Raw genomic sequence first — 12988 nt, 5'->3', positions numbered from 1 at the left:
CAGGAGGACTAGGATGAGGGCTCTGGCCCGGATCGCACCATCGCTGCTGCTCGCCACCGCCCTGGTCTGGTCCTGCGCCGGGCCGGCCGGGGCGGCGGGGGCGGCCCCGCCGCCGAAGGCCCCCGAGGCGGTGGGCCGGGGCGGAGCTGTGGCCAGCGTCGACGCCGACGCCACCGCGGCCGGCATCGAGGTGCTGCGCAAGGGCGGCAACGCGGTCGACGCGGCGGTCGCGACCGCGGCCGCCCTCGGCGTCACCGAGCCCTACTCCTCCGGCATCGGCGGCGGCGGGTACTTCGTCTACTACGACCACGCCACCGGCCGGGTGCACACCATCGACGGCCGCGAGGTGGCCGGCCGCACCGCCGACAGCGGGCTGTTCCTGGAGGACGGCAAGCCGCTGGCCTTCGCCGACGCCGTCACCAGCGGCCTGTCCGTCGGCGTCCCCGGCACCGCCGCCACCTGGGACACCGCCCTGCGCCAGTGGGGCACCCGCACGCTCGCCGACGCCCTCAAGCCCGCCGAGCGGATCGCCGACAACGGCTTCGTCGTCGACCAGACCTTCCACGGCCAGACCGCCGACAACTACGACCGGTTCAAGGACTTCCCGGACACCGCCAAGCTCTACCTGCCCGGCGGCAAGCCCCCCGAGGTCGGCACCGTCCTGCGCAACCCCGACCTCGCCGCCACCTACCGGCTGCTCGCCAAGGACGGCGTCAAGGCCTTCTACCAGGGCGACCTCGGCAAGGACGTGGCCGACACCGTCCAGCACCCGCCGGTCGACCCGGCCTCCGGCCGCAAGGCCCGCCCCGGCAAGATCGACACCGCCGACCTCGCCGCCTACCAGGTCCGCCGCCAGGCGCCCACCCACGTCCCGTACCGGGACTACGACGTCTACTCCATCGCCCCCTCCAGCTCCGGCGGCACCACCGTCGGCGAGGCGCTCGGCATCCTGGAGGACGGCGACCTCGGCGCGTACAGCGACACGCAGTACTACCACCACTTCCTGGACGCCTCCCGGATCGCCTTCGCCGACCGCAACCGCTGGGTCGGCGACCCGGCCTTCGGCGACGTCCCCACCAAGGAACTGCTCTCCGCGCGCTACGCCGCCTCCCGGGCCTGCCTGATCAGCCCCGACCGCGCCCTCACCAGCCCGCTCGCCCCCGGCGACCCGCGCCACCCCGCCGACTGCGCCGAGGCCGGCCCCGCCGTCGCCGAGCCCTACGAGGGCCCCAACACCACCCACCTCAGCGTGGCCGACCGCTGGGGCAACGTCGTCTCCTACACCCTCACCATCGAGCAGACCGGCGGCAGCGGCATCACCGTCCCGGGCCGCGGCTTCCTGCTCAACAACGAGCTCACCGACTTCGACTTCACCCCGCTCACCCCGGGCGTCCCCGACCCCAACCTGCCCGGCCCGGGCAAGCGGCCGCGCTCCTCGATCTCCCCGACCATCGTGCTGCGCGACGGCGAACCGCTGCTGGCCACCGGCAGCCCCGGCGGCGCGACCATCATCACCACCACCCTCCAGGTGCTGCTCGGGCGGCTCGACCGGGGCCTGAGCCTGGAACAGGCCATCGCCGCACCACGCGCCAGCCAGCGCAACACCGTCGCCACCCAGGCCGAGCCCGGCTTCCTGGCGCTGCCCGAACGGGCCGCCCTGGAGGCGCTCGGGCACAGCTTCACGTCCGTCGCCGAGATCGGCGCCGCGACCGGCGTCGAACGGCTGCCGGACGGGCGGTGGGTGGCCGCGGCCGAACCGGTCCGGCGCGGAGGCGGCTCCGCGGCGGTGGTCCGGCCCACGGGCTGACCGGGCCGCAGGCCGGCCGGGCCGCGCTGTCGGTGCCGGGCGGTATGTTCGGGGTGGGCGTCCCCTCGGGGGGTGCCCACCCCTCGTCTTGACCGGACCACCTGTCCGTACCGAAGCACCCGTCCGTACCGAACCGCCCGTCCGTACCGAACCACCGGGAAGGCCGCCCGCCGTGACCGTCCGCATCGCCACCTGGAACATCAACTCCGTCACCGCGCGGCTGCCCAAGCTCCTGGAGTGGCTGGAGAGCGCCAAGCCCGACGTGCTCTGCCTCCAGGAGCTCAAGTGCGCGGCCGACGCCTTCCCGTACGAGGAGGTGCGTGCCCTCGGGTACGAGACGGCGGCCCACGGCACCGGCCGGTGGAACGGCGTCGCGATCGTGTCCCGGCTCGGCCTGGACGACGTCGTGCGCGACCTGCCCGGCCAGCCCGGCTACCTCGCCGACGGCGCCCTGCTACCCGACGTCGAGCCGCGCGCCGTCGCCGCCACCTGCGGCCCGGTCCGGGTCTGGTCGGTCTACGTGCCCAACGGCCGCGAGGTCGACCACGCCCACTACCGCTACAAGCTGGAGTGGCTGCAGGCGCTGCGCACGGCCGCCACCGAGGACGCCGCCGGGCCCCGCCCGTTCGCCGTCCTCGGGGACTTCAACATCGCTCCCGCTGACGAGGACGTCTACGACGTCGCCGCGTTCGAGGGCCTCACTCACGTCACCCCCGCCGAGCGGGCGGCGCTGGAGGCCCTCGGCGAGGTGGGCCTGCACGACGTGGTGCCGCGCCCGCTCAAGTACGACCGCCCCTACACCTACTGGGACTACCGCCAGCTGGCCTTCCCCAAGAACCGGGGCATGCGGATCGACCTCACCTACGCCAACAAGCCCTTCGTGGACGCCGTCACCGACAGCTATGTGGACCGCGAGGCCCGCAAGGGTAAGGGCACCTCGGACCACGCGCCGGTCGTGGTGGACCTCGACCTGTGAATCACCCTGGGTGAGGGGCGGTAACCCGAACGGTCCCGACCGGTGGCCGAGTCCGGGCGGGCTGCCTACTGTCGGGCATAACCGGGTGCAGTTGTTCGACCACGTGGACATCGGAGTCCCCCCGGCTGCGCCCGAGAATCCCGGAGGTTCCGGCATGCGCCCCATGCGTACGGCCGCCGCCGCCCTGATCGGCGCGACGGTGCTGACCGGCCTGACGGCCCCCCTTGCATCCGCCAGGGACGGCTCGGCCTCGGTCAGCCCGTCCCAGGCCGCACCGGGCCAGACCGTGAAGCTCACGGTCTCCTGTGAGAAGTCGGACAAGCCCGACGCCAAGACCATCACCGCCCACTCCGCCGCGTTCGAGGGCGGTCCGGCCACTCTCACCCTGGGCTCCGACGGCAAGCACAGCGGCTCGGCCCGGCTGGCCGGCCAGCACTCCGGGGACAACAAGATCGACGGCACCTGCCCGGACGGCGGGGCGTTCTCCACCAAGGTCGCGGTCGCCGGCGTCCCGGTCGCCGGCTCCGACAAGGGCTCCGACAAGGGCTCTGACAAGGGCTCCGAGAAAGGCCCTGAGAAAGGCCCCGAGAAGGGCCCTGAGAAGGATCCCGAGAAAGGCCTCGGCGACTGGGGCAAGGCGGCCGGCGAATGGGCGGGTTCGCTCGGCCAGTCCGGCGCCGGCGGCCAGCAGGTCGCCCCGCACGGTGCCGTCAACACCGGCCTCGGCGGTTCGGTCGCGGCCGATCCGGCGGAGCTGGCCGGGGGCCTGGCCCTGGTGGCGGGCGGCGTCGGAGGCTTCTGGCTGCTGCGGCGGCGCGGTGCCTGATGGGCACCGCGCCTTTTTGTTTTCCTCGCGCGCCGTCGGACCCTGACCGGGCCGGCGGCGCACAGGCGTGTCAGCCGGCCTGCGGCGCGGGCTTGCGCTGCTGCTGAGGCCCGTGCCCGAGTTCGTGCCTGTGCTTGTGCTCGTGCCCGTGCTTGTGCCCGAGTTCGTGCTCGTGCTCGTGCCGGAGGGTGCCGCTGGCCAGCAGGTACTGGGCCAGGACGTACGTCGCCATGATCCAGAACTGGTGCCCCGGCAGCTCCCGCCACTTCGCCAGCTGGGTGGCGATCAGCGTGTCGGACAGCAGGAACAGCGCCCCGCCCAGCCCGGTCCGCCAGCCCAGCCCGGCCGAGGTGACGGCCGTGGAGGCGAGCAGCAGGCTGTAGCCGGCCACCGGGATCCGCAGGTCCCCGAGGTCCGGCCAGAGCTGCCCGACCATGGCCACCCAGGCGGTTGCGTACGCGGCCGCCACCACCAGGGCCCGCCGACGGTCGGTCAGCGCCCCGCGCCGGACGAACATCGTCACGTAGCAGACGTGCGCCGCCGCGAACGAGCCCATCCCGGCCAGGAACGCGGTGTCGTTCTTCAGCTGGAGCAGCACGTCCCCGCCCGCGCTCAGCAGCAGCGCCGGGGCCAGCGGCTTCGGCGCTCGCCGCCCGGCGGAGGCGGCCGCGGCGACGCTGTGCGCGGCCAGCAGCGGCATCAGGGCCGGCTTGGTGGCGTTCTGCAGCACGGACGCGCCGGAGGCGATCGCGCCCAGGTGGGTCGCCGAGGCGGCCGCGAAGCCGCCGAGCAGGCCGGCGGCCGAGCGCAGGCGGCCGCCGAGGACGGCACGGGTGGTCGTACGGATGCTCATGCGGCTGCTGACCTCCGGGGTCGGGCGGTGGGGGAGTGGGACGAACCCTAGGCGACCCGTCGGTGCGGCGGAAGAGCGGGTTACCGGTGCGTAACCCGGGCGGTGCGTAACCCGGGCGGTGCGGGGCGGGTGACGGCGTGGCGCCGGGTGCGGGCCGGTGGGTGGCGTAGCGGAGGGCGGCCGGTCACTTCGGCGCGCGGCCGGTTGCTGCCACCGGGTGACCCGGCCACCGTCTAGTCTGGTCCCCGACATGGAGCAGCAGGAGTACGCGGTCGGCGCCACCCGGGTGGCCACCGGCAGGCCGGACGGGCGCACGGGCGGGACGGGGCGGAGGGCTACCGACGCCCTCCTCGCCGTACGCGAACCCGCAGCTGGGGCGGCGCCCGAAGCCGTGTCCGGCCCCCGTGCTGACGCCGCGCCGACCAGGCCCGCCCCCGAGCCGGGCGCCGCTTCCGCGCTCTCGTCCGACCCGGGCCTGCTCCGGCTCGCCCACTGGTTCGCCGCCGCCACCCCCGGTACCGCCGACGACCTGTGCGCCGCCTCCTTCGGCCTCTACCCGGCCCGCCATCTCGGCGCCCCCGCCGAAGCGGCGCCCGACGCCGACGTCAGCTGGTGGCACGGCCCCACCGCGCACGCCACCGCCACCCCGCGCTCCCGGGAGCCCCGCCCCGTCGGCGGTCTGCGCCGTGCCCGGCGGGACGCCTCCGCGCTGCCCGTCGTCCGGTCAGGCGCCAAGCCGGGCAGGCCCGGAAGGCACCGCAAGCCCGAGCGCACCCGCCCGGTGCCGGGTGCGCAGGATCGCTCCGGCCAGGACCTTCCGATACCGGCCCCCGCCCCGGCCCTTCCCGCCGCGGACGTCTCGGCCCCGGCCCTGCCCGCCGTCGACCTGCCCGCAGCCGAGCGCCGGATCGCCGCCCGGCTGCTGCTCGCCCACCCGCTGGTCACCGCCTCCGGCCCGCACGCCGACGGCTTCCCGCTGATCCACCGTCACCGCGACTGGCTCGTCGAACGCTTCGACGCCCTGCTCGGCTACCGGCTCGTCGTCGGCCCCTGGCACGCCCGGCTCTGCAAGGCCGGCCTCGGCCCCGGCGCCGCCCGCCGCCTCGAACACCCCGCGACCGGCGCCCCGTTCACCCCCGCCGGTTACGCCCAACTCGCCCTCGCCCTTGCCCTGTTGGTCGACGCCCCCGAGCAACTGCCGTACGGGCGGCTGCTCGACGCCATGCGCGCCGCGGCGCCGGGCCTCGCCGCCGGCCCGGCCGACCGCGCGATGGCCCTCGCCGCGCTCGCCGACTGGCAGGTCCTCGGCGACCTGCCGGCCGGCGGGGCCGACCCGGCAGACCCGGCCGCCCGGGCCGCCATACTGACCGTCGACCGCGAGCTCGCCCGCGCCGTCCCGGCCGGCCCGCCCGCCCTCGCCGACGACGCCGCCGACCTCATCCGCCGTGCCGCGGACGCCGAACCCGCCACCGCCGTGCGCCGCCTGCTCGCCGAGACCCCCGCCGTCCTCGACGCCGACCTCCCCGAGGACCGGCGCGCCTGGCTGCGCGAGCACCGGCTGAGCGGCCCGGCCGCGCTCGCCGACTTCCTCGGCCTGGAGGCCGAGCTGCGGACCGAGGGCGTCGCCCTGCTCGACCCGGCCGACGAGCTCACCGACCTCGTCTTCCCCGGCGCCGGCCCCCTGCCGCAGGCCGCCCTGCTGCTGCTCGAACGCCTGGTCGAGGAAGTCCGCCCGCTGCCCGGCGAGACCACCACCGGCGGCGACGTCCCGATCCCCGACGCGCTGATAGACGGCCTCCTCGGCGACATCGCCGACGAGTACGGCCTCCCGGCCCGCTGGCGCCGCGACTACCTCGCCGACCGCACCGCGCTGCGCCGCGACGCCCTCGACCTGCTCCACAACCTCGGCCTGATCACCCCCACCCCCCGCGGCAGCCGCCCCCCGGGCTGGCTCCTGCGCCCGCCCGCCGCCCGCTACGCCCCCGCCCCGGACCTCCACCCCGTCCCCGGCACCGGCCGCCACTCCCGCCCCGCGCCGGCCGGGGCCCGGGAGCAGCGGCGCGCCTGAGGCCGGTCCGCCGCTGCGCCGTCGCGCTCCGCTCCGCTGCCCCGCTCCGCCGTCGCCGGAAAGGCGGAAGCACCGCGTCCGGGGGCGGACGGCGGTGCTGAGGGGGTGGATCGGACGGCCTGTCGGTTTCCTTCTCGCCGGTCGCTTTCTCGCGGGTCACTTCCTCGCGGTGGCCGTGGTGGCGGCGATGGTGTCGTGCTGGACGGTCTCGACGGTGGCGCCGACGCCGAAGGTGCCGAGGGCGATGGAGGCGAGGACGGCGGTGGCGGCGAGGAGTCGGCGGTGGCGCCGGGGGAGCGGGAAGCGCGGTTCCTGGTAGGGCGCCTGAGGGCTGGCGTTCATGACAGGGAGGGTCCCAGGGTGGTGTGAACGGTCGGTACGCGCGGGTGAAGTCCGGGCGGGGGTTGGGCGTCGGTTGGCCGCGTACGCCCCACCTGCACGGGTGGGGCGTACGCGCTGGTCAGCGGCGTGGTGTGCGTTCGGCGAGGGCCTCGCCGACGGCGACCCGGACGGCGTCGCGCAGGCCGTGCACGGGGTGCAGGCGGGACGGGCCGGCGGCCGGGTCCTCGCGGAGCTCCTTCACCAGGGACACGCAGAGCAGCAGCATCACGACCACGAAGGGCAGCGCGACCAGGATCGTCGCGTTCTGCAGCGCGGTGAGCCCGCCGGCCAGCAGCAGGGCGGCGGCGACCCCGCCCATCAGCACGCCCCAGACGACCACGAGCCAGGTGCGCGGGTGCAGCGAGCCGCGGCTGGAGAGCGAGCCGAGGACGAGGGAGGCGGAGTCGGCGCTGGTGATGAAGAAGGTCATCACCAGCAGCACGGCGACGACGCTGGTGGCGGAGCCGAGCGGCAGCGCGCGCAGCATCTCGAACAGCGAGGCCTCCGCGCCCTTCGGGATGGTCGCGACCAGGTCGGCCGCGCCGGTGGAGACCAGCCGGATCGCGGTGCCGCCCATCACGCAGAACCAGATCACGGTGGCCCCGCTGGGGACCAGCAGGACGCCGATCAGGAACTGCCGGATGGTGCGGCCGCGGGAGATGCGGGCGATGAAGGTGCCGACGAAGGGGGCCCAGGAGAGCCACCAGGCCCAGTAGAAGATCGTCCAGGAGCCGAGCCAGCTCTCGTCGGTGAAGGCCCCGGTCTGGGTGGACATGCCGAGCAGGTCGGAGAGGTAGCCGCCGACGGTGGAGGGGATCGCGTCCAGCGTGAACACCGTCGGGCCGAACACGAAGACGAAGAGCATGATCAGCGAGGCCAGGACGACGTTCGCGGTGGAGAGCCACTTGACGCCCTTGTGGACGCCGGAGAAGGCGGAGAGCACGAAGGCGGCGGTCAGCGAGCCGATGATGATCAGCTGGGCGTTCTGGGTGTTGCGCACGGAGGTGATGTAGCCGAGGCCGTCGGCGACCTGGAGCGCGCCGAGGCCCAGGCTGGTGGCGGAGCCGAAGACGGTGGCGAAGACGGCCAGCAGGTCGATCGCGCGCCCGGGCCAGCCGTCGGCGCCGCGCTGGCCGATGAGCGGGACGAAGGCGGCGGAGATGCGGTTGCCGCGGCCCTTGCGGAAGGTGGTGTAGGCGAGGGCGAGGCCGCCGACGGCGTAGATCGCCCACGGGTGCAGGGTCCAGTGGAACAGCGAGAACTCCAGGGCCTGCTGGGCGGCGGCCGCGCTCTGCGGTTCCAGGCCGGAGCCGGGTTGCGGGGTGGCGAACAGTTGGAGCGGCTCGCCGACGCCGTAGAACATCAGGCCGATGCCCATGCCGGCGCTGAACATCATGGCGACCCAGGCGAGGGTGGAGAACTCGGGTTCGTCGTCGTCGCGGCCGAGCCGGATGCGACCGAAGCGGCTGAAGGCGAGCAGCACGGTGAGGACGAGGAAGACGTCGGCGGCCACCACGAACAGCCAGCCGAAGTTGTGCAGGACCCAGCCGAGCGCGCTGCTGGAGGTCCGGCCGAGCGAGTCCTCGGCGAACACGCCCCAGGCGACCACGGCCAGCACCAGGGCGGCGCTGATCCCGAACACCGCCCGGTCGGCGGGCAGGGTCGCGGCGGGTTCGTCGGGCTCCTCCGCGCGTTGGTCGGGCTGCGGCGGCTGGCTGCTCATCGGGTGGACTCTCCTACCTCGGGGGCGGACGTGGGCTTCGGCGACATCGGCGGATTAAAGCTGCATGTCGCACTATGTCCAGTTCGTGCCGCGAGGGGCGGGAGGGCGCGCCGGGGAGGCGGCGGGTGGGGACTTACGTCCCGTCAGGCCGGGTGCTCATGGGCCGGGGCGTGCGCGGCGAGCCGGAACCACGGGCGGAAGCCGTCCGGCGCCGGGGAGTTGGGCCGGCTGTCGCGTCGGACGGGGTCAGGGCCGGTGGGTGCCGGACGGGACCTCGTACGGCGCCGGGTACGGCGTCTCGTACGGGTTCAGCACCAGCCGCACCACGTCCTCCAGCCGCCGTCGGGCATCGCCGAGGGTGGTGCGGCCGGTCACCCAGGCGGTCAGCTCGCCCTGCCAGGCGTGGGCGACGATGTGCCGGACCAGGTCGCTGGCGGCGGCCGGCACCTCGGTCGTCACCGCCTGGAGGGCGGTGCTGTCGGCCCGGGCCATGCCCTGCAGGGTCTCGCTGGCGAACGGATCGGTGGAGGCGGCGACGGACACGCGCAGCCGGGCCAGCTCGGGCTGGCGCTGGTAGGCCCGCATCCCGCCGCGGACGAAGCGGACCGCCCGGTCGGTGGCCCCCAGTCCGGCGCGCGGACCGCGCAGTTCCGCCACCAGGTCGGCCAGCAGCAGGCGGTGCCACTCGGCGATCGCCGCCGCCAGGAGATGGTCCTTGGAGGAGAAGTAGCGGTACGCCGTCCCCAGGGCGACTCCGGACCGCTCGCAGACCTGTTTCATCTGCAGCCGTTCGACGCCGATCTCGTTCACCAGGGCGAGCGCGGTCGCGATCAGGCTTCCGCGGCGTTCGAGCTGACGCGGAGACATCGCCTCCACCGGCCGTGGTGACAGGTCAACCTTGGTCACCCGCACCATGATACGGGCCGGGGCCGCTCAGGAGTATGACGCCGACCGGCCCCCTTGCGTTCGCCGTGCGGTCACCGTCGCCGGGCCCGTCCCGCGCCGTCCCGCGCCGTCCCGTTCTGTCCCGGGTCGGCGCAGTCGGTGGATCAGCGCAGTCGGCGGATCAGCGACTCCTGCACGGCGGAGGCGACCAGCCGCCCGTCCCGGTCGTAGAACTCGCCGAGCGACAGCCCCCGGCCGTCCGAGGAGGACGGGCTGCGCTGGGCGAACAGCAGCCACTCGTCGGCCCGGAACGGGCGGTGGAACCACATCGCGTGGTCGAGCGAGGCGATCAGCAGCCGGGGCGGCTCGGTGCGCTGGAAGAAGTTCGGCTGCTCGTGCAGGCCGGCGGTGGAGGCCAGCGTGAGGTCGGACAGGTAGGTGAGCGCGCAGACGTGCAGGAGCGGGTCGCCCTCGGGCAGCGGGGAGGCGATGCGGAGCCAGACGAACTGCTGCGGCATCCCCGGCACGGACGCCGGCACGCCCGGCGCGTCCGGCGGGACGAAGCGCAGTTCGAGGTCGCGGAAGCCGCCGGTGCCGGTGATCGCCGCGCGCAGGGCCGGATCCCAGAGCGAGAAGGCGTCCGGCAGGGTCTCGGGCCCGGGCAGCGGCGGCATCGTGCGGTGGCGGTCGGTGGCGGTCTCGGGGCGCTTGAAGGAGGCGGAGAGGGTGAAGATCGCGTTCTGGTTCTGCACCGCCGTCACCCGGCGGGTGGTGTAGGAGACGCCCTCGCGGACCCGTTCGACCTCGTAGTGGATCGGCTGGGACGGGTCGCCGGGCAGCAGGAAGTAGCCGTGCAGCGAGTGCACCGCGCGCGGGCCCTCGCAGGTGCGGCCGGCGGCGGTGAGCGCCTGCGCGGCGACCTGCCCGCCGAACGCGCGCATCGGCGCCCCGGCGTGGCAGCGGCCCCGGAACGTGTTCTCGTCCAGTCGTTCCAGCTCAAGCAGTCCGGCGAACGAGCCGGCCGGGCGGTCAGCCCGGATTTCCTGTTCTGTCAGGTCGGTCACGGGCCCATAGTGGCAGAATCCCGCCGCGCCGCGGTGTGACCTGGGTAACGCCCCGGGGCTCCGGCGCCCGGTAGAACCTGTTCCAGTGCGGTCGCGGCCCGACGGATTGTCAGTGCCCTCACCTAGCGTGTTCGACATGACGCAATCCGCACACGCGTACGCCTATCTGCGCCCGTCCGCCGTCCTCGACGGCGCCGACGGCCGGCACCTCGACCTGGCCACCTCCGGCGGCGCCACCCCGCTCGGGGAAACGGCCAACCCGCGCTTCTTCGCGGGCTTCCTGGCCGACCCGGCGCCGGCCGCCGCCGCGCTGCTCGCCGTCGCGGACGTCGCCGCCGCGCGGTACTACCAGCCGCAGCTGCGCTCCTCGCTCGACCCGGTGGTCACCGCCAACGGGGACCGGCTGCGCTTCGAGTCGTTCTCCGGCTGCTGCGGCGTCTACGCCCGGCTCGACGTGCTCCAGGCCGGCCTCGACGGCGACGAGATCGGCCACGGCACCACCAACGTGGACGTCAACAACCCGCTGCGGGAGGCCCTGACCAGGATCGGCCCGAGCGACCCGCTGCACCTCGCGGTCGGGCCGGACGCGCTGGAGGTCACCAGCTTCGACGGGCCGCTGGTCGAGAAGAAGGTGCCGCTGCCGCAGCGCTGGCTGCGTGGCTTCGCCGAGACCCAGGTCGTCGCCGCCGGCTTCGACCTGCGCGCCGAACTGCCCGCCGCCGAGGCGGTCCGCTTCCTGCGCTCGCTGCCGCGCGGCGGCCGCTCCAGCACCGCCTGGGTCGTCCCGGCCGGGCGGACGCTGCGGCCCACCACCCGGCCGGTGCCCGGCGCCGTCTGCCTGCCCGGGCCCGACCGGCTGGTGGCGCTCCAGCGGGTGCTGCGGCACGCGCTCGCCCTGCGGGTGTACGGCCCGGTCGCCGCCACCGGCCCGGCCGCCTCGGCGTGGGAAGTGGTCCTGCCCGGCATGCGGCTCACCCTGACCCTCTCGCCCGACGCCTCCAGGGGCTTCTCCGGCGAGGGCGGAGTGCTCGGCGCGCTCGCCACCGGCACCGCCGAGCAGGACGCCGACCTCGTCGCGGTGCTGCTCGCCTGGGAGCCGCGGATCGAGGTCGCCGACCTCGCCGAGCAGTCCGGGCTCAGCCACGAGCGGGTCCGCGCCGCGCTCACCCGGCTCGGCACCGCCGGGCAGATCGGCTACGACACCGCCGAGGCCGCCTACTTCCACCGCCAGCTCCCGTACGACGCCGGGCGGGCCGAGGCCGCCAACCCGCGGCTGCGTGCCGCCCAGGCCCTGGTCGCGGCGGGCGCGGTGCGGCTGGAGCCGGGCGGCACGACGGCCGTCGTCACGGTGGACGACCACATCCAGCGGGTGCGTACGGACGAGGCGGGGCGCCTCGGCTGCACCTGCCTCTGGTGGGCCAAGTACCGTGGCGGGCGCGGTCCGTGCAAGCACGCGCTGGCGGTCGCGATGGTGCGGGAGGCGGCCCAACGGGCGGCCGGGGAACAGGTTCCGGCGGTTCCGACGACGGATAAGGGGGTCCAGGCATGAGCGCGGCGGTAGGGGGGTCGGAAGCGGTGCGGGGCGCGACGGCGGTGGCGCCGATACCGGAAGCGGTGCGGGGCGAGGCGGCGGTCGAGGACCTGCTCGCCGCCGTCCGGGGCGGGCGGATGCCGCAGATACCGGCGCTGGTCGCCGCGCTGGACCAGACGCAGCGCCGGGACTGCCTGCTCGCGTTGAAGGCGCTGCGCAAGGAACTGCGCGACGAGTGGTCGAAGGAGGCGCTCGCCACCAGGGGCGCCCTGCTGCTGGCCGGCGCCGGCTGCCACCCCGGCCCGGCCGGGGCCGCCACCTGGCTCGGCGCCCGCGACTTCACCTCGCTCGGCTGGGCCCGCCACCCGGCGGTGGGCCAACTCGTCGCGGCGCAGCCGGTGGAGTGGCAGATCGAGGTGGCCGCCCGGCTCGCCGCCCGGCCGGCGCCGAGCTGGGGCTGGGCGCTGTACCCGGTGATCGAGGCCGTGGTGCGCCGCACCGGCTGCGCGGTGCCGCAGAGCGAGCCCTTCGTCCGCGAGTGGATGGAACGCCAGCGCCGGGGCAGCGGCGCACGGCCCACCCTGGTCGAGCTGCTGCGGGCCGACGCGTTCACCCCGCTGCTGCTGCCCCGGGTGTTCGAACTCGCCGACATCGGTGGCGCGGTGTCCTTGCGGTTCAGCCCCCGCCCCGGGGACGCCTTTACGGAGGCGATCGCCGAACTCGCCGCCGCCGGCGACCTCGACCGGGCCGACCTGATCGACCGCTGCCTGGCCCGGCTGCTGCGCGGCGGCAAGCCGGCCGACCAGCGCTTCTTCCTCGACGTGCTGCGGGCCCTCGCCCCGACCCCGCAGGAGTACGCCGCCCGGGTACGGGA

General features: G+C 75.2%; 10 protein-coding genes and 1 pseudogene. 6 read left to right on the top strand and 5 right to left on the bottom strand.

Going from position 1 to position 12988, the window contains the following annotated elements:
* Positions 1 to 13 precede the first annotated feature (13 nt).
* The 3 genes from ggt to ACFVHI_RS17460 all read left to right on the top strand — a co-directional run bounded on the left by ggt (position 14) and on the right by ACFVHI_RS17460 (position 3609).
* Complete coding sequence (ggt, locus tag ACFVHI_RS17470; protein WP_380340170.1) at positions 14 to 1807, top strand: gamma-glutamyltransferase; 1794 nt, start codon at positions 14 to 16, stop codon at positions 1805 to 1807.
* A gap of 172 nt (positions 1808 to 1979) precedes the next feature.
* The gene (locus ACFVHI_RS17465) at positions 1980 to 2783 is read left to right on the top strand and encodes an exodeoxyribonuclease III (protein ID WP_063350028.1); all 804 of its coding nucleotides are present in this window, start codon (positions 1980 to 1982) and stop codon (positions 2781 to 2783) included.
* A gap of 154 nt (positions 2784 to 2937) precedes the next feature.
* Positions 2938 to 3609, top strand: coding sequence for a hypothetical protein (locus ACFVHI_RS17460; RefSeq protein ID WP_380340168.1), 672 nt, complete (start codon positions 2938 to 2940; stop codon positions 3607 to 3609).
* 70 nt (positions 3610 to 3679) lie between these two features.
* Here ACFVHI_RS17460 and ACFVHI_RS17455 read toward each other — a convergent pair whose 3' ends face one another.
* The gene (locus tag ACFVHI_RS17455; RefSeq protein ID WP_380340165.1) at positions 3680 to 4462 is read right to left on the bottom strand and encodes a lysoplasmalogenase; all 783 of its coding nucleotides are present in this window, start codon (positions 4460 to 4462) and stop codon (positions 3680 to 3682) included.
* Between the two features lie 250 nt (positions 4463 to 4712).
* On the opposite strand from ACFVHI_RS17455, the gene ACFVHI_RS17450 reads away from it, so the two are divergent.
* Entirely contained in the window at positions 4713 to 6530 is a 1818-nt protein-coding gene (locus ACFVHI_RS17450; protein ID WP_380340162.1) for a DUF2398 family protein, read from the top strand.
* 156 nt (positions 6531 to 6686) lie between these two features.
* Here ACFVHI_RS17450 and ACFVHI_RS17445 read toward each other — a convergent pair whose 3' ends face one another.
* The 4 genes from ACFVHI_RS17445 to ACFVHI_RS17430 all read right to left on the bottom strand — a co-directional run bounded on the left by ACFVHI_RS17445 (position 6687) and on the right by ACFVHI_RS17430 (position 10583).
* The gene (locus tag ACFVHI_RS17445; protein ID WP_063350032.1) at positions 6687 to 6872 is read right to left on the bottom strand and encodes a hypothetical protein; all 186 of its coding nucleotides are present in this window, start codon (positions 6870 to 6872) and stop codon (positions 6687 to 6689) included.
* 118 nt (positions 6873 to 6990) lie between these two features.
* Positions 6991 to 8634, bottom strand: a complete 1644-nt coding sequence (locus ACFVHI_RS17440) for a BCCT family transporter (RefSeq protein WP_363367186.1) — start codon at positions 8632 to 8634, stop codon at positions 6991 to 6993.
* 246 nt (positions 8635 to 8880) lie between these two features.
* A complete protein-coding gene (locus ACFVHI_RS17435; protein ID WP_380340159.1) occupies positions 8881 to 9540 on the bottom strand; it encodes a TetR/AcrR family transcriptional regulator in 660 nt (219 codons plus the stop codon).
* Between the two features lie 143 nt (positions 9541 to 9683).
* Positions 9684 to 10583, bottom strand: coding sequence for an acyl-CoA thioesterase (locus ACFVHI_RS17430; RefSeq protein WP_380340156.1), 900 nt, complete (start codon positions 10581 to 10583; stop codon positions 9684 to 9686).
* A gap of 136 nt (positions 10584 to 10719) precedes the next feature.
* Here ACFVHI_RS17430 and ACFVHI_RS17425 point away from each other — a divergent pair, with 136 nt between their 5' ends.
* Both ACFVHI_RS17425 and ACFVHI_RS17420 read left to right on the top strand, forming a co-directional pair.
* Positions 10720 to 12132 (top strand): SWIM zinc finger family protein, encoded by a 1413-nt coding sequence (locus ACFVHI_RS17425; RefSeq protein WP_380340153.1) that lies wholly within the window; start codon positions 10720 to 10722, stop codon positions 12130 to 12132.
* A pseudogene (locus ACFVHI_RS17420) lies at positions 12129 to 12988 on the top strand (hypothetical protein); the annotation flags it as partial. The gene ACFVHI_RS17425 and the pseudogene ACFVHI_RS17420, both read left to right, overlap by 4 nt.

The organism is Kitasatospora sp. NPDC127121 (assembly GCF_042677305.1).
GTDB lineage: Bacteria > Actinomycetota > Actinomycetes > Streptomycetales > Streptomycetaceae > Kitasatospora.
Note: the sequence above shows the minus strand (reverse complement) of the source record. Positions and strands in the feature narration are given on the sequence as shown.